We start from the raw sequence: 24,639 nt of genomic DNA on the forward strand, positions 1-24,639 counted from the left end.
TTAAACAGTGACGACTGGAAAATCGATTTCAGTTTGCACAATATGATTGGTGTAATTGGTCAGGGTGTTTAAAGCCACGTGTGCAATCACCTCCAGCAGCAAGCCATCATCCACGCCAGCTGAATAGGCTGCCGCGATATCTGCCTCCGACAAGATGCCGCGTTGATTGACGATCTTAACCGCCAGTTTCAGTAAACCGTCAGTCACAGGGTCGGCGGCCTCGCCCCGGCGGGCGGCTTGAATCGCTTCTGCATTCAGGCCGGTGCCGCGGGCCACCAAACTATGCGCTGACAGGCAATATTGGCAGCTGTTTGCCTGGCCGATAGCGAGTGCCAGCGATTCACGCTGTTTTGCCGTTAAGCGGCCATGGCTGAGCGCTTCGCCAAAAGCCAGTTGGGCCGTTAACACCGCAGGTGCTTGGGCAACAGTGGCATACAAATTAGGCACTTTACCCAATTTGGCTTGCACAGCGTCTAATGTGGCATTTACTTCTGCGCTTGCGGTTTGACGGTTAATGGGTTGAATACGGGCCATGATCAGTCTCCTTAAGTTTAGTAAATTGGAACGCTTGGTGCGTTGGAGATATCATGCAATACTCATGATTATTAAAGGTCTCATTATGTTGATCAGGAGTCTCGTTTGGACCCGTTATTGCCACTATTGAATCAAATCTCGCTCTCCGCCCAGGTATTTTTCACCGGTGATCTTTGCCAGGTCGTGAACTTTGATGGCACTGGAGCGGTAGGGCACATTCATTTGTTGCGGGCGGGAAAGCTAGACCTGATGTTTCGGGATAAACCTCTCGCGCGTATAGACCAACCAAGCGTGGTGTTCTTCCCCAAGCCTAGCAGTCACGTGCTCAACCCTGTAGAGGGTGAACCGTGTGAATTGGTGTGTGCCATGATTAATTTGGGCGCCAACGTACGCAGCCCGCTAGCCACAGCCCTGCCTGAATATGTGATTGTGCCTTTAAATGACATGCTACAAATTGCACCGACCTTGCAACTGCTGTTTCATGAAGCCTTTGCGCAAGACTTGGGGCGGCAACCCGCACTGGATAGGCTGGCAGAATATTTCCTAATCCAGATTCTGCGGCATGTGATTCAGCATGGGCAGTTGCAGCAAAGCATTTTTGCCGCATTGGCCGATACCCGGTTGGCGTTAGCCGTCAAAGCCATGCATGAGAGTCCATCCCATCCGTGGACATTAGAAACCCTGGCGGATGCGTCCGGCATGTCGCGTGCCAGGTTCGCTGCCAACTTTAAAACCATGGTGGGCACGACACCACTGGATTACCTCACCGACTGGCGGCTTTCAATAGCACAAAATCTGATCCGGCAAGGCAAGCCCCTCAAAAGTGTTGCTACACAAGTGGGCTACCAAAGTGCCGCTGCCTTTAGCCGTGTGTTTGCAAAACGGCTGGGGGTAACGCCTGCTGAGTGGTCACAGATGAGCTAGTTAAAAATATTTCAGCCTTCATACAATATTTCCATCTGTCAAACGTTTTTAGCTCACTCGACAGTGATCTGCGTCATGCAGGGATGTATTTTATTTCTCTAAACTGCATCCAATCAGAGCTGTTCGTCGTATTTAAAATTGGGTGCAATTTAAATATCAAAAGAAAATTTGGAATGAATTGTGAGAGATGACATCGAGGACTTGATAGCTCGAATAATAGATAGGAATGAGGATGCTTTTAACGAGTTGTATGAAGCTACTTTTAGCAAAATCTATAGTTTGGCTTTGAAAATTACCAAAGATCCAAGTACTTCTGAAGAGGTGGTTGAAGATACTTATTATCAGGTATGGCAGGAAATATATCGCTACGATTTTAACAAATGCCCGCTGTACAACTGGATGTTAATCATTTGCCGTTCTCGTGCCATTGATGCAGTAAGAAAGCGTAATGCGATGCCTGAAATGGTCGTTAATTTCGACTGGGCAATAGAGTCAACAGATTTGTCCGCGGACGATAGGCTACAAGGCAAACAAACGTCGCTGGCCGTCGTAAAAGCTTTGTCAGAAATTAAACCCTTGCAAAGGCAGCTGTTACATCATGTTTTTTATTACGGATTATCGCATCAAGAAATATCTCAGTTGATGAACATGCCGCTCGGATCCGTGAAATCAACCATTAACCGGGCACAAAGATCATTAAGAGAGAAACTCAAAGGTGAACAGTTTTGAATAAAGAAATGACAACCAATAAACCTGAATCATTGGATTTTGATTTATTTCTTGAGCTGTTTGAGGCGACGCCAGATGTGGCGCCTAAGCACGAGACGAAAAACCAGATCAAAACAAAACTGATGCAACGGGTTTCACAAAGCCGTGACGCACAATTTTTTGTATTTTCAGAGCAGGGTCACTGGAAATCTATCAAGCATGGCATCCAAATAAAAATATTGAAAAGCGATGCCGAGGCCAAGTCGTTTCTGCTCAAGCTCGAACAAAATACGCGTATTCCCTATCACGATCATCAAAAAAATGAAGAAACGTTTGTGGTTGATGGCGAGGTATGGCTGGACGGGATTCATTGTAAAAACGGTGATTATCACTTTGCGGGCGCCGGGACCTATCACAAAGAAATCCGCACTGAAAATGGTTGCACGCTTCTGATCAAGACTTATTGATGCGCCTGCCACCTAAACTTATGAGGCTAGTTTATTTAATTCTGACCATGGCAGCTTGTATGTTTTCTGCTTCAACCTGCTTGGCAGCGAAAGAGTTTAAGGCGCCGATATGGCAAATCGGTGGGCATCTGCAAACCATCGTTCCCTCCCTGTTCCCGCAGGTTGCAAAGCAGTCGTATGTCAGGGAGCGCTGGGAGTTGCCAGATGGAGACTTTGTGGATGTTGATTGGACCGAACCCCTGGCGCAGTTGGATCACACGCAGAATAAACCAGTATTGGTGTTATTTCATGGCTTGGAAGGGAGCTCCCAAAGTCATTATGCGCGGGTGATCATGGCTGCTGCCAAGCAACGTGGCTGGCTTGGTTTAGTCGTTCATTTCCGTGGCTGTTCAGGCGAGCCCAATCGGCTGCCCCGCGTGTACTATGCCGGGGATGCTGAAGAGATCAATACCTTTATTTCAATCATTCATCAAAAACTCCCTGAACACGCTATTTATGCGGCAGGCGTGTCATTGGGTGGCAATGCACTCCTAAAGTGGTTGGGTCAATACCCGAATGAGGCGCGCCAGTTAGTCAAAGCGGCGGCAGCCATTTCAGCGCCCATCGATTTGAAACAAACAGCTCACAGCCTTGATACAGGCATTAATTACCTGCTTTACAGCAAACACTTTGTGGCGTCGATGAAGCCAAAAGCGTTGCAAATGGCCGAGCGCTTTCCTGACCATCTGGATGCCAAACGTATACAGGCGGTCAGTACCGTTCAAGACATGGATAACGCGGTGACCTCGGTGTTGTTTGGGACAAAGAGTGCAGACGAATACTATGACGTAAACGCCTCCAAGCCCTGGTTGCCTGCTATACAAACGGAGACGCTGATTTTAAATGCCAAAAATGATCCGTTTGTGCCCTTTGAAAGCTTACCCACAGAAGCAGAAGTATCAAGCACGGTTCATCTGGATTATCAAGCTGAGGGTGGGCATGCAGGCTTTTACGGACGGGGTGATAAAGAATCGCCATGGCTTGCAGAGCGCATTTTCAATTTTTTTGATGCCGCAGACCATACGCAATTAGACGCTGTGGTCGATCCACTCATATATTTTCATCCTGCCTCGCTTTATCAGTAATCTCTCAAAATCAATTATCTGGCTCACCGATTCGCGAGGTCATCTGTTTGATCTCATTTTCTAACGATTAATCAATACTCGGCTAAATAATGCAGGGCTGAGTGCATCCATTTTCAGACGCATTACGTATATCAGGTACGAGAAAAGTTTTTCACTTTCGAAGTAAGCATAAGGTGAATGAGCGCATTTAAGCGCACGATTACTGCTAATTTGTTAATGCGATAATTTGTTACGTGAGAATCTTTCTTGAGCGTGGTTGCTCTAAGCCGTTCAGGAATTGATATGAAAACGGTTTTTTGTAGTGATTGTTGGGAGCGTAAGTGCTGTGTTTCCTGGCTTGGTTGGCTTTTGATAAAGCTAGTCCCCGTTTAGGTCACACGGTTTTGTAAGTCATTTTAATAACTGAAAATATATTTTTGAGAGGTTAGCATGAAGAAAAGTGTAATTTACAAGGCAATATTGGGCACGAGTTTGCTAGTGGCGGCTTCACAAGTAAATGCGGATACATTGTACGGCGTGAACAGCAGCAGTATTGCTGTGATTGATACCTTGAATGTAGGCGCAGTTTCCTACATCAATATTTCAGGGTTGGCAGCGAATGAAAGATTGCTGGGCGTTGACCTAAGACCAACTGATGGCTTGGTTTATGGGCTCACCAGCCAGAACAGGTTGTATACCCTCAATACAACCACTGGGGCAGCAACCTTCAAGAGCAACCTCACCGGTGCTTCCCTGGCTGGGCAATCTATCGGTATCGACTTTAACCCGGTTGCAGATTTTGCTGGGAATGCTTCACTACGTGTCGTCACGGGCACTGGCAACAACTATGCAGTTAATGCCAATACAGGCGTAGTAGGCAATACTGCGGGTGCAAACATTGGCAGAACGATTTTGAAGAAACTATAGATCGGACTGAGAAAGGCGACTTCCTCTTTGTTGATCCGCCATATACTGTTCGTCATAATATTAATGGTTTCGTTAAATATAATGAGGTTCTATTTTCATGGGAAGATCAAGAAAGACTCGCAGAATCTATAGAGAGGGCAGGAAAGCGAGGTGTTCAAGTTTTAGTAACTAATGCGAATCATCCTTCTGTAAAAAAATTGTATTCAAAACGATTCAAAAAGTTGGTCGTATCAAGATATAGCTCTATATCAGCCAGCAAGAATGGACGTAATACATTTGAAGAGTTAATAATTACCTCTTAGCTTAAAAGAAATTTCTCAACCTCACTTCGAAGCTTGATTTAGGAAGTTTAATTTCGGGCCAGTAATAAAAATAAAGCCGTTGATTTTGAGTCAATAGTTCTTTAATTTTCTGGGAAAGAGGAGTTCAATCTCAACCTCGGATTATTAGTTTTGTGCTCTAACAAGATGATTTTGTCCATTTGACAATCTAAGAGTATGAAACTAAGTCCTCCAGGGGTGCTTAGGCACATCACAAACACCCGCGACATTCACGCCCGCCTGCGCAACCAAATGATCATTCTCAACCGTATCCCCGCTGACGCCAATTGCTCCAATGAGCATCCCTTCTTCATCCACAATGGGTAAGCCGCCTGGGAAAGTAATCAAGCCATCATTGGAATGCTCAATGCCATATAAAGGTGAGCCAGGGACTGAAAGCTTACCGATTTCACCCGAAGGCATGGCGAAGTAACAAGCGGTTTTTGCTTTTTTGATGGCGATATCAATACTGCCGACCCAAGCATCATCCATTCGGGTGAAGCTTTTCAGGTTGCCACCAGAGTCCAGTACGGCGATACACATCTTGACGCCGATTTGTTTGGATTTCTCAACGGCTTTTTCAATGATTTCTTGTGCGACTTCAAAGCTTACGTGCATGTGTTTTCCTTATTGTCTAATTGATTGGTATCAATGTGACTATGCCCACAGGTTTAAATTCATTTAACTTTGCATGTGCTTGAAATAGGGTGCTTTACAGCAGGTCGCGATAAATAAAAACGGCTCCCATTTCTGGAAGCCGCTTTGGAATTTGGTGGTGAAAGAGACCACTCAGCACTATGTGTAATGCAATGATTTAAATCATTATTTATAGTTAAATAAATCTAACTTACCCCAACCGCCGTGACAGTCAACTGAATTCTGTCATTGAAGACATATCACTATGCGTTAATCACTTCCTGTTGACGATTTATGCATTGTTGTATGCGCGTCTTAAGCACTTGGTTTGCGCCAAAGTGATCAGCAATGCTGATGATTTGTTGATGAACGGTTTCTTGAATAGTGCTGATGAGATGACTCGCCTCATGAATACCGAGCCCAAAGTGGGGGGCAGCATCTAGAGCTAACTGTAAACTGGATGTGTGATTGCCTGGCGTGATGGCGAGTTGCTGATAGCCCAGGTTTGTGAGTTGCATGACCACATCAAACGCCGGTGCCAGTTTGTAGTGACCCTGGCTCACGTGCAGCATGCCATGGTTTTTCACGTGATCGTCTGTATTGTCTACCATCAGATTGAAAATCATTCTTCTGTATAGCTGATCCAGGTCGTGCTTAGGGTTGATTGAAAGCTTGCGTATGGTCTGTGCAAATTCAATATAACTGCCGCCATCACTTTCATAAGGTACATTTAAGAGTGCCGATGCAGATAGGTAATGTATGCGGCGCTCGTGATGAATGTCGCCCGTACGGTCAAAGCGTTTAAGCAGGAGTGCATGTCCATGAGGGATTTTTTCGAGGTGGGCAGGGGAGACTTCAATTCCACACAGCTCAGCGAGTTTTAATAAGCATATCTCCAGCAACTCCACATCATGGTCATCGCCTTGCGCAGGAAACTTTGCAATCCATTGTTGATTGTCATGCACAAAAGTCGCTTTTGGCCTCGCACCGCCGAGCGTTCCGCCGCGCTGAAGTAATCGGCGCATTTCTGGTGTGACCTCCATTGAAAGCTCAAGCATTCTGACCGCAGCAGACATCTCTTCCAAGGTCATTAAGGCGGTGTCAGGATCGAATGACGCCAGAGGGAGTGCTTCACTAAAGCACATGGCACCTACGCGATGGGTGTTTGTGAATAGCAAAGCATCAATATCATCCAATGTGCGGCCATATTGTGCCTCCAGCACTCTACGACCCCAGCTATCTGGCAGTGCATCGCGGAGCGTCAGGGGTAAGGCTCCCCCCTCTCTGATCCGCCGTTCAGGGAGTGACATGATCGCACTACTCAAAGGCATGAATTCATTATTTAAGGCAATTGCATTCGGCGAGGCGAGGTATTGTTTACCATACGCATACTCTCCTGATTCAATCACGCCTCTACGCGCTATTTTTAGCAGGCCTACCGGGGTGGGAGCCTGGTCAGGTGCATTTGCCAGGCCTACATATATCCTGCGATCAGAAGTTGCGCTCATCATCTGAGATGACTCCTGCAGTTGGTTTGGTTTTAGATTTTCTGACGCGAATCGTGGAGTTTGCGCTCAATGGCACTGGTGCCAGCGCATTTAAAGAGTCAATCTGACCAAATAACCACAAAGCATTGGCGATGATCCCAATGCTCGCTGTAGGCTTGCCTGCCTCAATCCCCCGGTAAGTGTTTTGGGAGCAAAAGAGACGGTCTGCCATGTCTTTGATCGTCCACCCCTGGGCGATGCGATTGGCACGTATTCGGAGGCCAAGATTTTCCAAAGACTTAAGCGTCTCTGGATTTGCACTGATAATTGAATTCGAATTTTTTGGCATCAATAAAATGATATTAAAAATACTTAATGTTCATTTTATTGAATATTAATTCAAAATCAAGCTGATTCTAAAGAGGCTATGAGATTGCCATGAGTGAGTGATATTTTGTTGGATTTATATCACTTTGGGACTGAGTTCTCGATACCAGCAATAAAACTACATGTAATTGGGTAGTTATTCATCAATTAGCTGAGGGCGTAGCACCGCCTAATCAACGCTCCAAGCTAGTACCAAGAGAAAGAATTTTTTTATTGTCGAAACGATATTTAAACCGCCACCACTTACTTCAGAAGATACTCTTGTTAGTTTGGGGGTATCAAAAAGTGAGGTCATACTGCTGAAGGCAATAAAAAAGCCCCGAAGCTAATATCTACGGGGCTTTTGAGGCTTCATGACACGTCATGAAGTAGTATTTTGGTGGTGAAAGAGGGACTTGAACCCTCGACCCCAGGATTATGAATCCTGTGCTCTAACCAGCTGAGCTACATCACCAGATTTGAAAGACCGCGATTATAGCAGTTGTATCAGGGCACGACAACAACCCTTTGTGACCTTTTTTACTACGCATTTTCTTGAATTGAGGCTGTTAGGGTTTTCAGGGGATTCATTTTGGGAGTATGCTAAACCGTATAAATCAATTAAAACTCGGGGATGCGATGAGCGAGGCTGTCAGCAATCACAGCGGGGTCTTGCATTTAGGCAAGGTATTTGCCGATGCTTTGCGGATGCGGGATGCGTATACACGCTTGCACAGCGACCGTGTAATGGCGCTTTCTCATGGGATCGGGCTGGATATTGGTTTAACTCGCCAGGAGCTGGATGCTTTAGAGTTAGGTGCTTGTTTGCATGACATAGGCAAGATTGTGGTGCCGGATGCCGTATTAATGAAACCTAGCAAGCTCAATGATGAGGAGTTTGCCATCATGCAAACACATCCGTCGGTGGGGGCGAATTTGATTGAGGTCTATGAGCATGAGGATGCTAAGCGGATTGCGGACATCGTGCGTCATCATCATGAGTGGTTTGATGGCAGCGGCTATCCAGGCCATTTGGTTGGCGAAGCGATCCCGTTATTGTCACGCATTGTGACAGTGGTGGATAACTATGATGCGATGGCGGTGCGGCGGGTGTACCAGGGCGCGCGGCCACACGATGAAATTTTACGCATTATGGAAAGTGAGTCTGGCAGCAAGCTGGATCCTGAATTGCTCAAGCGGTTTATCAAGGTGATACATGACCCGCGTTATGCGGTGTTTAAGGCCTCTTAAGCTGCCTATAAAAAAGGCTGGAGATCGCTCCAGCCTTTTGTTTTTAGCCTAATGCTTTAGACATTGAATCTGAAGTGCATGACGTCGCCATCTTGCACGATGTATTCCTTGCCTTCGAGGCGCATTTTACCGGCCTCTTGTGCGCCTTTTTCGCCTTTGTATTGCACGTAATCGTTGTAAGCAATCACTTCGGCTCGGATAAAGCCACGTTCAAAATCGGTGTGGATGACGCCAGCGGCTTGTGGGGCAGTGGCGCCTTTTTTCACGGTCCAGGCGCGCACTTCTTGAACGCCAGCGGTAAAGTAGGTTTGCAGGCCAAGCAGGTCATAAGCGGCACGGATGACGCGGTTGAGGCCAGGTTCTTCTTGTCCAAGCTCTTGTAAGAATTCGAGTTTATCGGCGTCGTCCAGCTCAGCAATTTCGCCTTCAATTTTTGCGCAGATGGTGACAACGGGGGCTTTTTCGGTTTTGGCCAAGGCAAGCACTTTGTCTAGATGCGGGTTGTTTTCGAAGCCGTCTTCAGTCACGTTGGTGATATACATCACGGGTTTGACGGTAATCAGGCACAGCGGTTTGAGCAAATTGAGTTCTTCGGCATCCAGATTGAGGGTGCGCACGGCTTTAGCTTCGTTGAGGCAAGGCAGCACTTTATCCAGCACTTTGATCAGCGCAATGGCGTCTTTGTCACCGCTTTTGGCTTTTTTGCCTTCGCGCTGCATGGTTTTTTCGACCGTTTCCATGTCGGCCAGCGCCAGTTCGGTGTTAATGACTTCAATGTCGGCGAGCGGGTCTACCTTGCCTGCGACGTGAATGACGTTGCCGTCTTCAAAGCAGCGCACCACGTGTGCAATCGCGTCGGTTTCACGGATGTTGGCCAGGAACTTGTTGCCCAGGCCTTCACCTTTGGAAGCGCCAGCCACCAGGCCGGCAATGTCGACGAACTCCACAATGGCCGGTTGGGTTTTTTGCGGTTTGACAATGTCGATCAGCGGTTGCATGCGCTGGTCGGGAACTTCAACGATGCCGACGTTAGGCTCAATCGTACAGAAGGGATAGTTCTCTGCGGCGATGCCCGCTTTGGTGATGGCGTTAAACAGGGTGGATTTGCCTACATTGGGCAGGCCGACAATACCGCATTTCATAATGGATGAACCTTAGCGTGAAGATTGCTGCCGCATGAGACGGCAGCAAAGAGTCAATAAAACCAATATTTTACCGTTAGTCACAAGATAGAGCCAGAAACAATCTTGATTTGACTTAAATCCTGAACAGGATTAAGTTTTAACCTCAACAATTAATCGCATGACCGGGGGATACTGAATGGTGTCATGCGACTTCCTGATAAAGGATGATAGATGTTTCGCATGAAGATTGCCTCATGGCAACAACTGTTGACGTCGCGCTGGCTGGCTGCCGTGATTTTGGTCTGCGGCTTGCAGCTGACTTTTGTTCTGTGGCTGAATGCGCGTGAGCATGCAGAAGCCTTGCAGGCGTTCAAGTTCCGTCAGGCCATGCTGTCGGCGACCGAGGCCATTCAGCATCGCATGGACGCTTACCGCCAGGTGTTGACCGGGGTTGAGCATCTTTATCTTTCCTCGCAGTTTGTTTCCTCCAAAGAGTTCCGCCAGTTTGTCGATGACTACACGCAAAGTGCCCAGTTCGGCAGTTTGAATGCGATTGGCTTTATCAAGTATATCCACCTCAATTATCCTGAGACGTTTAAAGAACTCGAAATGCCAGTGAAAAGCCTGCTGGCCAAGCTGGAGTTTGTGCAGGGCGATGATGAGCTGGCCCCGGTGCTTTATATTGAACCGCGCAATGACCAGAACCAGGAAGTCTTGCTGAAAAATGCTTTTCTGGATGCCAGGCTGCGGGCAGATTTATTGCAGGCGAGTGAAACGCAAGAGGTGGTGATGTCTGGGCAGGCCTCTGTCAGCCAGCCAAGCGGGCGCCAGTACTTTTTGCATGCGCCGGTGTATCACGGGCGGCCGGATGAAATTGCGGCAACCGAACGCCGCCGCATGTTGAACGGTTGGGTATTTTTGCGTTTTGATATCCATGCGTTTCTGGCAGAAGCATTGCAAGTAGTTGAGCAGCGGCAGGTGCATTTTGATGTGTTTGATTTGAACGGCAAAGACGGGCAGATACCGCTTTATCATAGCCCTAGCCACAATGACGAACATCCGCATGAACGCGCAGCCCGTTTTAGTGCAGCACAGACGCTCAATATGCACGGCCACTTGTGGAGTATGCGTGCACGCTCCACGCAGGCGTTTGAGGCCATGACGGATATGGATGAAGCCAATGAAGTGGCGGTGATTGGTGTATTTACCAGCCTGCTGCTTGCCGGTCTGGCCTATCTCTCAATGGTGCTTAGCCGTGAACGCTTGACGGTAGAAAAATATAGCCAGGCGTTGACCAGCAGTGAGCAACGCTGGAAGTTTGCCATGGAGAGCACCGGCGATGGGGTGTGGGACTGGAGCGTGCTTGAGTCACGCGTGGTGTTCTCTGACCATTGGAAAAAAATGCTCGGGTTTGCCCCGCATGAGCTGGAGCACAAACCTACCACCTGGATGCAGCGAATACACCCGGAAGATATCGAGTCGGTACGGGCTTTGCAAAAGCAGGTGCTGGACGGGGAGCGGGAGCAGTATGCGATTGAATATCGCATGTTATGCAAGGATGGCAGCTGGAAGTGGGTCTTTGACCGGGGCATGGTTTTGATGCGGAACGAGGCCGGGAAGCCTACGCGTATTCTGGGCACGCTGGCGGATATCTCCAAGATCAAGCATTCTGAAGAAGTGGTTTGGCAATTTGCCAATGTCGACACGCTGACTGGTTTACCGAATCGGCGCCTGTTTTTCGAACGCCTGGAGCAGGCCGTTTCTGCCATTAGAAGCAACAGTCAGAAGCTGGCGATTATCTTTCTCGATCTGGACCGCTTCAAGGAGGTGAATGACAGCCAGGGCCATGATCAGGGGGACAAGTTATTGATGCAGGCGGCCAAACGCTTGTCGGCCTGTGTAGGCAATAAGGATTTAGTCGCCAGGTTAGGCGGCGATGAGTTCGTCCTCATGCTGGCAGATGCTACGGCAGGCTATGTCGAATCGCTGGCGCAGCGTGTGCTGCAAACGTTGTCACAACCTTTCCAGCTAGATGATGCGCTGGCTTATGTGTCTGCCAGTTTGGGGATTGCCATTTTTCCTGATGATGCCAGCAATAAAGAAGACCTGATGAAGCGGGTGGATCAGGCCATGTATGCTTCCAAGCAAAAAGGCGGCAACTGTTTTACCTACTTTACACCACGCATGCAGCAGCATGCCGAAAACCGCATGCGCTTGTCGCATGATTTACGCCAGGCCATCGCCAACCAGGAGTTTTTTCTTGAGTATCAGCCGGTGGTGAGTCTGCAAACCAACCAGGTAATCAAGGCTGAGGCATTATTGCGCTGGCAACATCCGGTCAAAGGCTTGATTCCGCCGATGGAGTTTATTGGCATTGCCGAAGATAACCTGTTGATTGCCCCGATAGGGGAGTGGGTGTTTAAAACGGCCATTGCCCAGTGCAAGGCTTGGCGCAATGCATTACATCCGCAATTTCAGATGGCGATTAACAAGTCACCGGTGCAATTCGCGCCAGACCACCGCAAACAGGAGGACTGGTTGTCTGAGATGGGCAAAGTGCCTGAGCAGCGTGGCATGGTGGTGGTTGAAATTACCGAGCGCTTGCTGCTGGATGCGAATGCGCATGTGAGTGAACGCTTGGCACAATACCGCCATGCCGGGGTACAGGTCGCCCTGGATGATTTTGGTACCGGCTATTCTGCCTTATCCTACCTGAAAAAATTCTCGATTGATTACGTTAAGATAGACCGTTCGTTTGTGCGCGAACTGGGGGTCTCCAGTGAGGATGGGGCCTTGTGCCAGGCGATTATCGTCATGGCACACAGCCTGGGGATGCAAGTGATTGCCGAAGGCATAGAAAACCTGCGGCAATTGCGCATCCTGCAGGAAATGGGCTGCGATTTTGGGCAGGGCTATTATTTCTCGCCACCGTTACGTACCGAGGATTTTGTGGCCTGGTATCAGGCTTGGCAGCGTCATCCGCTTAGCACGACGCGCTAGAACATGGCTGGCGCTAAGCGGTTCTCAAGCCTGCTATTTGCTGTGTAATTGCAGCATGGCTTTTTCAAACTGGCCTAGTACAAGCCAATCCATGATGCCAGTGCTTTTAATGATGCTGTCATCAATCGCCTGCTGCTCCTCTTTACCTGCTGCTTTTAAGACGAAATTGACGACTTCGGCCTTGTTGCCCGGATGGCCGATGCCGATACGCAAACGCCAGTAATCCGGGGTGCCAAGTGCAGCATGAATATCACGCAAGCCATTGTGGCCGCCATGCCCGCCGCCGAACTTGAGCTTGGCCTGGCCAGGCGGCAAGTCCAGTTCGTCATGCACCACCAGAATTTCGGCTGGGGCGATCTTGTAGTAATTGGCGATGGCCGCGACGGCTTTGCCACTGGCGTTCATAAAGGTGGTGGGTTTGAGTAGCCATCTGTCGCTATGAGGCTGCCATTTGCCAGCGATCCCAAATAGCTTGGCTTCTGCTGCCAACTGGCTGCCGGATTGTTGTGCCAGCAGGTCTACAAACCAAAAGCCGGCATTGTGGCGGGTCATGGTGTATTTGTCGCCAGGATTACCCAGGCCTGCAATCAGTTTTATTCCACTCATCTTGATACGCTAAGTAAATATACTTTAAGTAAATTGGGGTGCGATAGGCACCAAAAAAAACGCGCACATGACTGTGCGCGTTTATTGTAGCGGATAACCGCCGTAGCCACTTAAGCTGCAGGCGTTTCTTCTGCCGCTTCGTCGCTACCACCGCGTGGTTTGGCAATAGAAACCACTGCTGCGTCATCACCGTGAGCCAGTTGTACAAACTCAATGCCTTTTGGCAGTTTGATTTCGGACAAGTGGATAGAGTGACCAGCTTCCAGTTTGCCCAGATCCACTTCGATGAACTCTGGCAGGTCTTTTGCCAGGCAGCTAACGTCAGCTTCAGTCTGGATGTGGGAGATGTTACCACCACCGGTTTTCACGCCTGGGGCCACATCTTCGTTGATGAAGTGGAATGGCACTTTCACGTGGATTTTCTCAGTCGCAGAAACGCGCTGGAAATCGATGTGCTGAATGGTGTTGCGTACTGGGTGCAGTTGGTAATCACGCAACAAAACGCTTTCAGCTTTGCCATCCAGCACCAGGCTCAGGATGGAAGCATGGAACGCTTCGTGACGGAATTGCATGAACAATTCTTTGTGGTCCAACTCGATAGACACAGCAGCTTGTTCACCACCATAAACAACACCAGGCACGTTGCCAGCGCGACGAAGGCGGCGGCTCGCACCCGTACCTTTAACGTCACGTTTGACGGCTTTAATTTCGATACTCATAGGAGACTCCTAAAAACGCCCGAAGGCGGTACTGCACTAAAAACTGCAAGCCGCGACCAGCTTGCAGCACAAAAAATTAATCCATGCGTTACAAATTGATGTATGGCGTTTTAATCCATAAACAGCGAAGACACTGACTCTTCCTGGCTGATACGCTTAATGGTTTCGGCCAGTAACGGTGCCGCGCTCAACTGGCGGACTTTGCTGCAGGCCTGTGCCTCTGCATTGAGGGCAATGGTATTCGTGACCACCAATTCATCCAGCGCCGAGCCGGAAATACGCTGACCGGCACCGCCGGACAGGACAGGGTGGGTCGCGTAAGCCACAACCTTGCTGGCACCCCGGTCTTTCAACGCAGCGGCTGCTTCACACAAGGTATTCGCGGTATCTACCATGTCATCCATGATGACGCAGGTGCGGCCTTCAACTTCACCAATAATGTTCATCACCTTGGCTACATTGGCTTTGGGGCGGCGTTTATCAATAATCGCCAGGTCGGCATTCAACTGCTTGGCCGCAGCACGGGCACGCACTACACCGCCAACATCTGGTGAAACCACCACTAGGTTTTCATGATTCTGTTTGACTAAGTCATCCAGCAAAATCGGGGTGGCGTAAATGTTATCGACCGGGATATCAAAGAAACCCTGAATCTGGTCAGAGTGCAAATCCATGGTCAGCAAACGGTTCACGCCAACGCTGGTCAGCATGTTGGCGACCACTTTAGCGGTAATGGCGACGCGGGCAGAGCGTGGGCGTCTGTCCTGGCGTGAGTAACCTAAATAAGGGATGGCAGCGGTAATACGGCCTGCGGATGAACGGCGTAAGGCATCCACCATGACCATGACTTCCATCAGGCTGTCATTGGTTGGGTAGCTGGTTGATTGCAGCACAAATACATCGCGGCCACGCACATTTTCCAGCAGTTCCAGCATGATTTCACCGTCAGAAAAACGGCCGACATCGGCACGCCCCAATTCAATGCCCAAATGCTGGGCCACTTCTTGTGCCAGTACCGGATTGGCATTGCCGGTAAATACCATCATGTTGGCGTTACTCAACGTTGTACCCTTTTTGCGATGACGATGTCTTGAAACCTGCACCCGTGCGCTTGGCTGGGCGCTATAAAAAATTTAAGCGTGTAAATCGTAAAATCTACACGCTTATGTTTGGCTGAGGAGGAAGGATTCGAACCTTCGCATGCCGGAATCAAAATCCGGTGCCTTAACCAGCTTGGCGACTCCCCAAAAAACTTGTCTTTACTACTCTCTTTAACACACGCATTGTGTGGCTTAGTCACCCTCGGCAACTGAAGCAAAAAGCGGATGGTATTCTAACCCTTTTGCCCAAAAACCAGAAGTGTTTTCTGGCCGATTTGCAATTAACTGCGCCGCTTTTTCTGCACTATCCACGGCTACAAACACTGAAGCACCGGATCCACTCATACGGGCATCGCCGTATTGTTTTAACCAGGCCAACGTTGCGCCGACTTGAGGATAAAGCTTGCAAACAACCGCTTCCATATCGTTTCTGACTTGCTGCCAGAACGCGCTGGAATTAGCGCCGTTTGAAAAGTCCGCTATTCTCAATGGTTTCGAGTCTCTTGTCAATGCTTGATGTGCAAAAATTTGTGCAGTAGGGACGGCGACATGCGGCGTGAGTACCACGTAATACTGGTCGAGCAGCGGAGGCGGCAGTGAAACCGCAGATAATTGTTCGCCAATGCCCTCGGCCCAGGCGGGCTGGCCAAAGATAAACACAGGCACATCTGCGCCCAGGCTGACGCCCAGTTGCATTAATTGTTGACGGGTATAGCCCAATTGCCATTGCTGGTTGAGCGCCATGAGGACGGTTGCGGCATCCGAGCTGCCACCGCCCAAGCCGCCGCCCATGGGGGTGCGTTTTTCAATGCTAATATCAGCCCCCAATGTGCAGCCGCTGACTTGCTGTAAATGGCGGGCCGCGCGTATGCAGAGGTCTTGTTCAGCCGGGACCCCGGCGATCGGGTTCAGGTGGATGAGTTGCCCGTCCTGGCGGGTACGGATATGCAGGGTGTCCCCGTGATCTAGCAGTAAAAACAGGCTTTGCAGCGTATGGTAGCCATTGGGGCGACGCCCGGTAATGTGCAGAAACAGGTTAATTTTGCAGGGGGCAGGGTAGCTCAGTGTATGCATGGCCGCTATTGTAAAGCATGCCTGAGGACGTGGGCGGCTTATTCAAGCACCATGCGGCCCTGGCTGTCTTGCAACGGACGCTGGTTGGGCGCGCCGATGGCTTGTTGCAGGCTGGCCAGCTGGTACTTGGAAACCCTGAGCGGTTCTTTCATGATGACCCACTGTACGCCTTCGGTGCAGGGAGGTGCAGTCAATGAACCGCTATAGCGATAGTACGCTGGCTTGGCGGGCATCAGGTCTGCCGGGGTGACCCGGATGCTGAGCGGTTTGCTTTGCTCTTTTTCTCTGGGCAGGCTGCCTAACAATTTTTCAATGCCTGCGTGCGAGCTGCCTTCTTCTATCATGATGGCAATAATCACGCGGTGTCCGGCTTTATCTTCATGCACCATTTGCATCTCGGCAGCATACGACTTCTGTTTAATCTGATGTTCGCCAGGCACATGCACGCTGATATATTTGAGCTGGTAAGGCTTCTGGTCCAGCACCATCATGTTGCCGGTGCCCGCGTCCAAAACCAGGCTGTGGTCCTTAAGCGCAATATTCTTGATCGGGAATTTTTGCAGGCGCTTGATCGGTTTAAGGGCTGCGGTAATCGTATTATCTACATGGATAGGCGATTGCTGGCTCCCTGCATTGCACACGGCAAATTGCGGATTTAAGCTGCCCCACTTGTCTGGGCCGTGTTCGCCGCTATAGGCCCATGACTTGTCATCTGTGGCCGCTGTTTTACCTTTGTCTTTTTGTTTGGTGTGATCTGCCGCAGGCTCGGCTTTTTCAGTCTTGCCGGCTTTGGCGGCGTCCTCTTTGGACTTGGCTGCTGCGTCTTTACCTTTGGCTTCATTACCTTCTTTAGGCGTGGCCTCTTTGGCAGGTTTGTTGTCCGCTTTTTTCTCTGTGGGTTTGGCGGGTTCTGCTGCGGGCGCAGGGGCTGGCTCCGCGACGCTATCGGGTGCGGCAGGCTTGTCTTTGCTATTGGCGACGGCTGGCATGACCGGATTGGCGGCACGTTTGGCGATCGCTTCTGCGCGCTGCTTCTCTTTCGCTTGCCACTTGCAGACATACTGCTGGGTGATCTCTACCTCAGAGTCCGGCAACGGCTCTACAAAGTCGGCTTGTTTGGCGGTGATGCCAGCAGAATAGACCAGCTCTTCACCTTCGTACTGGAATACCTGGATCGTGGCCGCCTTGCGCTTATCGCAATCAAAATACCAGAGTGCTTTTGCGTGGGTATACACGCGGTCAACCGATTCTATGTTTTTTTGTGGGATGCGGTAATCGACCTTGATCCAGGCTTTGATATAGGGTTTTTCTTCAAGCAGTGACTGCTTGTCTATCATGAGCTGGCTATCGTCCGTTTTTTTGATCGACAACCATTGTGCAGCTGCGCTGACGCCAGGCAAGGCCAGGCTCAGCCACAGGCAGGCCAGCAGCCAAATTCTAAACGAGAGAGGGGTGAAAAGATTGCAACGCATATAGCCATTATCGACGGCATGGCCTGAATCTTTAACGCGCAAGCTGTTAAAGCTGGCAGGGGATGCCTCCCCCTAATTGATGCGATGCGCTGCGGTTGCCGCAGGTGTAGGGCGCCGGGCTACCAGTGTTGAATCACCAGCTTTAGGCGGACATCCTGTTGCTGCAGGCGAGTGATATGTGGCAATGGTAACGAGACCCCTTGCAGTGATCCCTGGCGGTAATCATCATAGTCGATTTGCCACTGGTCCTGCATGAGGCGGGCAGGTTCGCCCTGTTCCAGATAGCTAGCCTGAAAGGGGCTGGTGGTATGGGGCGACCCTAAAATCCACTGGCTTAAACCGGTCAATGGCAAACGCCAGCCTAACAGCTGCTCGGTCAGGCTGGAAACATCATTTGCCTGATGTATTTTGCCACTTTGATCCGTCAGGGTCACCTGCTTGGCATCGCGCTCTATGAGTGCCACTTGCTGCCCGAGGGGGCTAAAAATACGCATGCTATCTTGTGCCGGGCTGTGTTGCCATTCCAGCCTTGCTGTGTAACCTTTGCCTGCATATTGCACGGCAAGCTTGGCCTCAAGCGCGAAGGATTGCACCGCTTGCAAGGTCGAAAAACGGTGGAGCGCCGCTGGCGGTACGCTGCTTTGCGTGGGCTGGATGGCTTGGCTTGCACAACCGGCCAGGATCAGGGCAAATAAGCCAGTGCCACAGCTTTGAGCTAGCCGTGTGAACGCATGGGTGGGCAGCATAGGGCCTACAAGGCAGATTTCAGTTTTTGTGCCACGGCGACCAGGATTTCGTTGCCTGGATTGGCTGATAATGCCTGATCCAGAATACGTTGCGCTTCTTCACGCTGGCCTTGTTTCCACAATACTTCGGCCAGGTGGGCAGCGATTTCAGGGTCTTGCTGAATGGCATAGGCGCGACGCAGTTCCTCATTGGCGCGGGATAAGTCGCCCAGCCGGAAATATACCCAGCCCAGGCTATCCATGATGTAGTGATCTTCGGGGGAGAGCTTGGTGGCGGTCTCAATCAGGCTCTTTGCCTCAATCAGCTTGATATTGCGGTCTGCATAGGAGTACCCCAGTGCATTGTAGGCCGCAGCAAAGTCAGGCTTCATTTTGATCACCCGGGTCAGCGTCTCTTCCATGATGTCGTATTTGCCCTTGCGCTCGGCGCTGAGGGCGTAGTCGTACTGCAACTCGGGGTTGTCAGGGAAAGTTTTGGCCGCTTTTTCGAGCAGGGTATACGCGTCATCGCCGCGTTTGGCCTGGCTCAACATCAGCGCCTCATTTTGAATCACCAGGGCCTGTTGTTCTGGTGTGAGCCCATCCACATTGTCCAGCATGGTAATCGCGGCATCGACCCCGTCGCGGCGGGCGATAATCCCGGCTGCCGCCATCCGCGCTGCCAAAAATTGTTCGCCATCGGTGATCTTGTCAAACCATTGCAAGGCCCTTGACTCGTCTTTTTGCTCAAGCGCAGAGCGGCCCAGGTTAAAGTAGACCTTGTTGGGCTCCTTGAAGCCTACTTCTAGCGCATGCTCCAGGTAACGGTCTGCAAAAGTGTATTCTTTGGCATCCAGTGCCAGTAAACCCACAATCACGTTCATATCGGGATTGTTCTGGTGACGTTCCAGCAGCTTGGTGAATTCGGCCTTGGCTTCGGTCGTATTTTTTTGCATGAGCAAGGCGCGCGCCAATGCCAGGCGGATTTGATCCGCTTCCGGATATGTTTTCAAAAAGTCGCGGTAATAAGCCAAGCCTTTCTGTACGTCTTTTTCCATCAATACTTGCCCATAAATCTGGGCAGGTGGTTCCCAGCCTGGACGCAACTTGGACGCCTCTTTCAGTTCGGCTTTCATCAGGCTCTCGTCATGCGCAAAATAAGCTGCTTGCGAAATGGCAAAGTGTGCTTCGGCGAGCTTGGGATAAGGCTTGGCCAGTTGCTGTATGGTTTTGAGGACGCTGGTTTTATCGGTGATACGCACCATCAGGCTGTTGAGTTCCATAAAGGCATTGGCGCGGATATTTTCATTCGCCAGGACTTTCTGGATCTGTGGAATGGCTTTTTCCAGGTTGCCATTGGCAATCAGCAATTGGCTGGCGGTCTGGGCGGCCGGAATTGAATCGGGGGCCAGTTCAGACCACAACTCGGCAGAAGGCAAGGCCAGTTGCGGGGTGCGTGCAATGGTGGCCGCTTGTGTTGCCCGCTCAGCCAGTAGCGGATCGCGGGTTTGTTTTGCCAAATCAAGAAACAGTTGCCCGGCCAGTACAAATTCGCCGCGTTGAGCTGCGACTTCACCTAGCAGGTATTTGTAGACAAACTCTGCAGTCGGCGTCGTGATGGTGGCCGTGCCGCTGGCAGACCAGGCTGGGCTACCCATCAACGCCAGCCCCAGTCCCAGCCATACAGCCAGTCTTGGACGGCGTAATGACGGAGTTTTCAAATTGAAGCGGCGGGTGTGAGGCATACTGGATTCCTGTTTAAAAAGAGGTTGCATGAATGAGTTCATCACTGTGACTGGGGTGGATGGTGTCCATCTAGATTTTTAGTTTAGTCCGTGACAGTTGCTGCAAGTTCATCCATAATGTGCGATTTGTAACTAAATTGTAATCGGCGTTTAAGTACAGGCGAAAGCGTCGTCTACAGCACTATAACTTTTTGGTGAAATAGTTGTCTAGGGATTTGCGTTTTGGCGGCCAGCGGGCAGGCCTGAATGCAAGATTCCCAGTCGCAAGGTGTGTGAAGAAATCATGGCAAATTTGACAGTTGAAGCAATTGAATTGACCCGTTTATATGGGGGGCGAGCAGCCGTCAGCGATGTGACGTTTAGTTTGCAGCAAGGGCAGGTGTTGGGCTTTTTGGGTCCGAATGGTGCTGGCAAGTCCACCACCATGAAAATGTTAACGGGAAACCTCGCGCCCAGTGCCGGCAGTGTCAAAGTCTGCGGCATCGATATGATAGAGCAGCCCAAAGAGGCGAAAGCTTTGATCGGCTACCTGCCGGAAATGCGGCCACTCTATAAAGAGTTTACGGTGGATGAATACCTGACGATCGCTGCCAGATTGCATAATGTGTCAGGCAAACATATCAAGAAAGCGGTAGAGCACGCCAAAGAGCGCTGTGGCCTCAGCCATATGAGCAAGCGGCTGATCGAAAACCTTTCTAACGGCTATCAGCAACGCGTCGGCATTGCGCAGGCGATCATACACAATCCCATGGTGGTGATTCTGGATGAGCCGACTGTTGGCCTGGATCCGATCCAGATTCGCGATATCCGTGCCTTGATCAAGGAAATTGGCCAGGCGCACAGCGTCATTGTCTCTACCCACATTTTGCCCGAGGTTGAGATGGTGTGTGACCATGTGCAGATCATCGACAAGGGTAAGCTGGTGTTTAATGGCGGTATTGATGTACTCAAGCAGCAGCGCGTCGGCAACAAGTTGCTGGTGGGGTTGCGCAATCCGCCACCCGTGGCTAGCCTTGCCGCCATTGCCGGTGTGTCTGAAGTCGAGCCCGTAGAAGGCATGTGGCGCATCCGTTTTCATGAAGGTAGTCAGCCACACGAGGCGATTGTGCAGGCAGCAGTCCAGCAAGGCTGGGGCTTGTTCCACATTGCGCCCGATCAAACCAGCCTTGAGGATGTGTTTGTGCAATTGACTTATCATGAGGCAGACGTTGCAAAAGCAGCTTAAGTCGATTTAGAGAGCATTAACCTATGTTGAATATTGCAAGAAAAGAACTCAAAAGTATGTTCGCCTCGCCGATGGGGTGGATTATTTTGGCCCTGCTGACGTTTTCGTTTGGGACTTACTACCTCAATGGCGTCAATAACTACTTTGAAGTGATGTCCGGCTCCATCCGTCCGGCCGAGCGGATTGGGGTCACCCAATTTGTGGGTCAGACCGTGTACGGCCTGGCTTCATTCATCATGTTGTTTGCCGTGCCTTTGCTCTCCATGCGCCTGATTTCAGAAGAGCGCCGCAGCCAGACCTTGCCATTTTTGTTCAGTGCACCGTTATCCATCAGCGAGATTGTCATTGGCAAGTTTTTAGGCCTGGTGGTGTTCCTGAGTGTGCTGGTGGTTTACATCGGCGTTATGCTCACCACCCTGAATATCTGGGCAGACATTGATTTTGGCTATATTTTCGCCAATTCGCTGGGGCTGTTGCTGCTGGTGTCCAGCTTTGCGGCCTTGGGTTTGTATTTCTCCAGCTTGACGGCGCAGCCGATCATTGCCGGTATTTTGAGCTTTATTGCCTTGTTCGTGCTGATGATTCTGGATCGTTTTTTTGCGGGTGACCCGACCAGCACCATGCTCAAATTTTCACTCATGCGTCATTTCCAGTCATTTGCCGGCGGTTTGATTGATACGGCTGACCTGGCTTATTTTGCCCTGTTTATCCTCACCTTTATTACCCTGACGATCCGTCGTCTGGATGCAGATCGTTTGCGCGGTTAAGCCCGCATTGTTGTCGAGTTTGAAAGTACTATGAAAATTAACCGTAAGTTTAGATGGCAGTTACTGGCACAAAACTGGATGTTTGTGCTGGTGTTTCTGGCGCTGGTGGTCATGCTGGGCTATTTGTCCAGCCAATACCGTTGGGCCAAGGATATTACCCAGGCAAACCGTAATATCCTGACCCAGGGCAGTGTGAATGTCCTCAAGCAGATGGATGGCGACATCAATATCACTGTGTTTGCCACCAATGATGATGCCAATAACGGCGACACCTTCCGTAAAGGCATGCTGGATTTTGTTGCCCGTTACCAGCGTGAAAAGAAAAATGTATTTATCAAGTTTATCAACCCGTCTGAAGAGCCCAAACTGGCCCAAGAGGCCGGCGTAAAAGTAGATGGCGAAACCATTGTTGAATATAACAAGCGCAGCGAGCACATTACCCCCCCGTTTGCCGAGCAGGAAATGACCAATTTGCTGGTGCGCCTGTCGCGTACCAACAACCAGCCGGTGATGTATCTGGATGGTCATGGTGAGCGCTTGTTGCAAGGCGTCAAGAACCATGACTTGGGGGAGTTTGGCAAACAGCTGGAGAGCAAAGGCTTTAAATTTGCTAACCCTGATCTGACCATTGCCCAGGCTGTGCCTGCCAACGGCGCCATGCTGGTGATTGCTGCGCCACAGGTAGATATTTCTGCGGTAGAAGCGAAAAAGATCAAAGCCTATATCGAGGCGGGCGGCAATGTGTTGTGGCTATTGGATGACGATAATCTGCATGGCTTGCAGGAAGTGGCGGATTATCTTGGCATTAAGGTGTCCGCAGGCATTGTGGTTGACCGTGCCGCCGAGCAATATGGAGCAGACCCGAAAATGGCGTTTGCCAGCCAGTATGGCGATCACCCGATTACCCGTAACTTTATGCTGCGCACGGTGTTCCCTGAGGCACATCAAGTCGATGGCCAGGCGTCGGATGACCTGGGCTGGAAAGTCGGGCGTCTGATTGATGTGGCCCCCAATGGCTGGCTCGAGTCCGACAAGATTCCGGCCGGGGCACAAAACCTCAAGGTCAGTTTTGACCAGGGCAAGGATAAGGCGGGTCCGATCAATATTGGGGTCGCACTGGAGCGCCAATACGGTAAAAAAGGCCAGCGTGTCGTGGTCATTGGCAATGCCAACTTCCTCGCCAACACTTTTATCACCAATGGCGGCAACCTCGATTTAGGCATCAATATCATCAACTGGCTGGCGGGAGATGACCGCTTGATTACTATTCAGCCTATGCCGCTCAAGGATATCAATGTCACGATTCCTGCCACTGACCAGGGCCGCCTGGTGGCCTGGAGTGTGTTCCATGCCTTCCAGTACTTTATCCCGGTCGGGTTGTTTGTGGCTGGCTTGTTCTTGTGGTGGAGACGCCGCAAGGCATAATGTCGGTTGCGGTAAGCGGTGGGGAGTCGTTGAGTCATGAAAAAAAGATGGTTATTGAATCTGTTGTTATTGGCGGTGGTGGTGGGCATTGCGGTGTTCCTGCATTTGCAACCACAAGCGCAAGCGCCGTCGTCCAAGTTTGAGGTGTCCAGCCTCAAAATGGCAGATTTTGATGCGGTAAAAGCCGAGTTTGCTGCCAAAGCGCCGACCATTTTTGAAAAACAAAATGGCTACTGGATGATGCGTAAACCCTACGCAGCCCGGGCTGACCAGCCTTCGGTACAACGGATTATTTCCATTATTGCCGCTACCACAGCCACCAAGCTGCCGCTGCAAGACGCGGCTAAATATGGCCTTGATCAACCGGTGTTGAAACTGACGCTCTCAGGTCCTAAAGGGGATCAGGTGTTTACTTTTGGCACGTATAACCCCGTTACGGAAGAGCAATATGTGGGCTATGCCGGTCAGGTTTATCTGCTGGCTGGCCAGTATAGTGAGGCAGCCTCGACCCAACCAATTGAGATGGTGGATAAGATGCCATTAGCGCCCACTGAGCGCAAGCAATTGGCTGGCTTTGACCTAGCCCACCTGGAACAGTGGGAAGCCAATGCCTTGAAGGTTCAGCTCTCTACCGATGGCAAGTGGACCGTCAATGATCCTAAAGCCAAACCAACACAAAATGAACTGAATGAGTGGATGGATTTCAGCTGGGTGCAGGCGCAAGCGGTGTCTGTCGAGTTTTATACGCCAGACCGCAGGCAAACCTACCCCTCCTTTGAGGTGTTGTTGCGGGATGGTAAGAAAATCCACTTTGATAAACTGCAGGAATCCCCGGAATACCAGTTGGCACGTCCGGACGAGGGCATTATTTATCACTTTAGTAACGACACGGGCTTTACGATGGTGAACCCACCCGTCAACCTGCAGAAGTAAT

General features: G+C 50.3%; 24 protein-coding genes and 2 tRNA genes. 12 read left to right on the forward strand and 14 right to left on the reverse strand.

Translation table 11 applies throughout. The features are described from left to right. On the reverse strand, positions 1 to 534 hold the full coding sequence (locus ACIDF8_RS02745; protein WP_412009091.1) for a carboxymuconolactone decarboxylase family protein: 534 nt from the start codon (positions 532 to 534) through the stop codon (positions 1 to 3). 105 nt (positions 535 to 639) lie between these two features. On the opposite strand from ACIDF8_RS02745, the gene ACIDF8_RS02750 reads away from it, so the two are divergent. The 6 genes from ACIDF8_RS02750 (at position 640) to ACIDF8_RS02775 (ending at position 4,965) form a co-directional block, all read left to right on the forward strand. Beyond that, on the forward strand, positions 640 to 1,458 hold the full coding sequence (locus tag ACIDF8_RS02750) for an AraC family transcriptional regulator (protein WP_412009092.1): 819 nt from the start codon (positions 640 to 642) through the stop codon (positions 1,456 to 1,458). 180 nt (positions 1,459 to 1,638) lie between these two features. Beyond that, positions 1,639 to 2,187: an RNA polymerase sigma factor gene (locus ACIDF8_RS02755; RefSeq protein ID WP_412009093.1), complete on the forward strand. Its 549-nt coding sequence runs from the start codon at positions 1,639 to 1,641 to the stop codon at positions 2,185 to 2,187. An 8-nt stretch (positions 2,188 to 2,195) separates the two neighbouring features. Next, entirely contained in the window at positions 2,196 to 2,633 is a 438-nt protein-coding gene (locus tag ACIDF8_RS02760; protein WP_412009094.1) for a cupin domain-containing protein, read from the forward strand. A gap of 59 nt (positions 2,634 to 2,692) precedes the next feature. Beyond that, on the forward strand, positions 2,693 to 3,757 hold the full coding sequence (locus tag ACIDF8_RS02765; RefSeq protein WP_412009095.1) for a YheT family hydrolase: 1,065 nt from the start codon (positions 2,693 to 2,695) through the stop codon (positions 3,755 to 3,757). 429 nt (positions 3,758 to 4,186) lie between these two features. After that, positions 4,187 to 4,663 (forward strand): DUF4394 domain-containing protein, encoded by a 477-nt coding sequence (locus ACIDF8_RS02770; RefSeq protein ID WP_412009096.1) that lies wholly within the window; start codon positions 4,187 to 4,189, stop codon positions 4,661 to 4,663. Then, on the forward strand, positions 4,660 to 4,965 hold the full coding sequence (locus ACIDF8_RS02775; protein ID WP_412009638.1) for a DNA adenine methylase: 306 nt from the start codon (positions 4,660 to 4,662) through the stop codon (positions 4,963 to 4,965). The genes ACIDF8_RS02770 and ACIDF8_RS02775 overlap by 4 nt, the downstream gene beginning before the upstream one ends. A 201-nt stretch (positions 4,966 to 5,166) precedes the next feature. On the opposite strand, the gene ACIDF8_RS02780 is transcribed toward ACIDF8_RS02775, so the two are convergent. The 4 genes from ACIDF8_RS02780 to ACIDF8_RS02795 all read right to left on the reverse strand — a co-directional run bounded on the left by ACIDF8_RS02780 (position 5,167) and on the right by ACIDF8_RS02795 (position 7,947). Then, complete coding sequence (locus ACIDF8_RS02780) at positions 5,167 to 5,601, reverse strand: GlcG/HbpS family heme-binding protein (RefSeq protein ID WP_275356106.1); 435 nt, start codon at positions 5,599 to 5,601, stop codon at positions 5,167 to 5,169. A 281-nt stretch (positions 5,602 to 5,882) separates the two neighbouring features. Beyond that, complete coding sequence (locus ACIDF8_RS02785) at positions 5,883 to 7,130, reverse strand: type II toxin-antitoxin system HipA family toxin (protein ID WP_412009097.1); 1,248 nt, start codon at positions 7,128 to 7,130, stop codon at positions 5,883 to 5,885. Next, the gene (locus tag ACIDF8_RS02790; RefSeq protein ID WP_412009098.1) at positions 7,111 to 7,455 is read right to left on the reverse strand and encodes a helix-turn-helix domain-containing protein; all 345 of its coding nucleotides are present in this window, start codon (positions 7,453 to 7,455) and stop codon (positions 7,111 to 7,113) included. Before ACIDF8_RS02790 ends, ACIDF8_RS02785 begins: the two co-directional genes overlap by 20 nt. Positions 7,456 to 7,870: 415 nt before the next feature. After that, positions 7,871 to 7,947: transfer RNA gene (locus ACIDF8_RS02795), tRNA-Met, on the reverse strand. A 125-nt stretch (positions 7,948 to 8,072) separates the two neighbouring features. Here ACIDF8_RS02795 and ACIDF8_RS02800 point away from each other — a divergent pair. Then, a complete protein-coding gene (locus tag ACIDF8_RS02800) occupies positions 8,073 to 8,723 on the forward strand; it encodes an HD-GYP domain-containing protein (RefSeq protein WP_412009099.1) in 651 nt (216 codons plus the stop codon). 56 nt (positions 8,724 to 8,779) lie between these two features. Here ACIDF8_RS02800 and ychF read toward each other — a convergent pair whose 3' ends face one another. Continuing rightward, positions 8,780 to 9,865: a redox-regulated ATPase YchF gene (ychF, locus tag ACIDF8_RS02805; protein WP_194748399.1), complete on the reverse strand. Its 1,086-nt coding sequence runs from the start codon at positions 9,863 to 9,865 to the stop codon at positions 8,780 to 8,782. Between the two features lie 213 nt (positions 9,866 to 10,078). Here ychF and ACIDF8_RS02810 point away from each other — a divergent pair, with 213 nt between their 5' ends. Beyond that, positions 10,079 to 12,847: an EAL domain-containing protein gene (locus ACIDF8_RS02810; protein ID WP_412009100.1), complete on the forward strand. Its 2,769-nt coding sequence runs from the start codon at positions 10,079 to 10,081 to the stop codon at positions 12,845 to 12,847. A gap of 33 nt (positions 12,848 to 12,880) precedes the next feature. Here ACIDF8_RS02810 and pth read toward each other — a convergent pair whose 3' ends face one another. From pth to ACIDF8_RS02850, 8 genes are all read right to left on the reverse strand, one after another. After that, entirely contained in the window at positions 12,881 to 13,453 is a 573-nt protein-coding gene (gene pth, locus ACIDF8_RS02815; protein ID WP_412009101.1) for an aminoacyl-tRNA hydrolase, read from the reverse strand. Between the two features lie 110 nt (positions 13,454 to 13,563). Next, positions 13,564 to 14,172, reverse strand: coding sequence for a 50S ribosomal protein L25/general stress protein Ctc (locus ACIDF8_RS02820; RefSeq protein WP_412009102.1), 609 nt, complete (start codon positions 14,170 to 14,172; stop codon positions 13,564 to 13,566). 110 nt (positions 14,173 to 14,282) lie between these two features. Then, complete coding sequence (locus ACIDF8_RS02825) at positions 14,283 to 15,218, reverse strand: ribose-phosphate pyrophosphokinase (RefSeq protein ID WP_412009639.1); 936 nt, start codon at positions 15,216 to 15,218, stop codon at positions 14,283 to 14,285. Positions 15,219 to 15,342: 124 nt separating this feature from the next. Further along, a tRNA-Gln gene (locus ACIDF8_RS02830) sits at positions 15,343 to 15,419 on the reverse strand. A 45-nt stretch (positions 15,420 to 15,464) separates the two neighbouring features. Next, complete coding sequence (gene ispE / locus ACIDF8_RS02835; RefSeq protein ID WP_412009103.1) at positions 15,465 to 16,346, reverse strand: 4-(cytidine 5'-diphospho)-2-C-methyl-D-erythritol kinase; 882 nt, start codon at positions 16,344 to 16,346, stop codon at positions 15,465 to 15,467. 38 nt (positions 16,347 to 16,384) lie between these two features. Beyond that, entirely contained in the window at positions 16,385 to 17,860 is a 1,476-nt protein-coding gene (locus ACIDF8_RS02840) for a surface-adhesin E family protein (RefSeq protein WP_412009104.1), read from the reverse strand. Positions 17,861 to 17,937: 77 nt separating this feature from the next. Further along, positions 17,938 to 18,564, reverse strand: a complete 627-nt coding sequence (gene lolB / locus ACIDF8_RS02845; protein WP_412009105.1) for a lipoprotein insertase outer membrane protein LolB — start codon at positions 18,562 to 18,564, stop codon at positions 17,938 to 17,940. Positions 18,565 to 18,569: 5 nt separating this feature from the next. Continuing rightward, entirely contained in the window at positions 18,570 to 20,288 is a 1,719-nt protein-coding gene (locus tag ACIDF8_RS02850) for a tetratricopeptide repeat protein (protein ID WP_412009106.1), read from the reverse strand. A 283-nt stretch (positions 20,289 to 20,571) separates the two neighbouring features. Between ACIDF8_RS02850 and ACIDF8_RS02855 the strand changes: the two genes are divergently transcribed. From ACIDF8_RS02855 to ACIDF8_RS02870, 4 genes are read left to right on the forward strand one after another with little or no spacing between them, the layout of a single operon-like run. Then, positions 20,572 to 21,513, forward strand: a complete 942-nt coding sequence (locus tag ACIDF8_RS02855) for an ABC transporter ATP-binding protein (RefSeq protein WP_412009107.1) — start codon at positions 20,572 to 20,574, stop codon at positions 21,511 to 21,513. A gap of 23 nt (positions 21,514 to 21,536) precedes the next feature. Beyond that, complete coding sequence (locus tag ACIDF8_RS02860) at positions 21,537 to 22,280, forward strand: ABC transporter permease (protein WP_412009108.1); 744 nt, start codon at positions 21,537 to 21,539, stop codon at positions 22,278 to 22,280. Between the two features lie 30 nt (positions 22,281 to 22,310). Continuing rightward, entirely contained in the window at positions 22,311 to 23,705 is a 1,395-nt protein-coding gene (locus tag ACIDF8_RS02865; RefSeq protein WP_412009109.1) for a GldG family protein, read from the forward strand. A gap of 36 nt (positions 23,706 to 23,741) precedes the next feature. Then, the gene (locus tag ACIDF8_RS02870) at positions 23,742 to 24,638 is read left to right on the forward strand and encodes a DUF4340 domain-containing protein (RefSeq protein WP_412009110.1); all 897 of its coding nucleotides are present in this window, start codon (positions 23,742 to 23,744) and stop codon (positions 24,636 to 24,638) included. Position 24,639 lies beyond the last annotated feature (1 nt).

The sequence above is a fragment of the Methylophilus sp. 3sh_L genome, from assembly GCF_046766015.1.
Taxonomy (GTDB): domain Bacteria; phylum Pseudomonadota; class Gammaproteobacteria; order Burkholderiales; family Methylophilaceae; genus Methylophilus.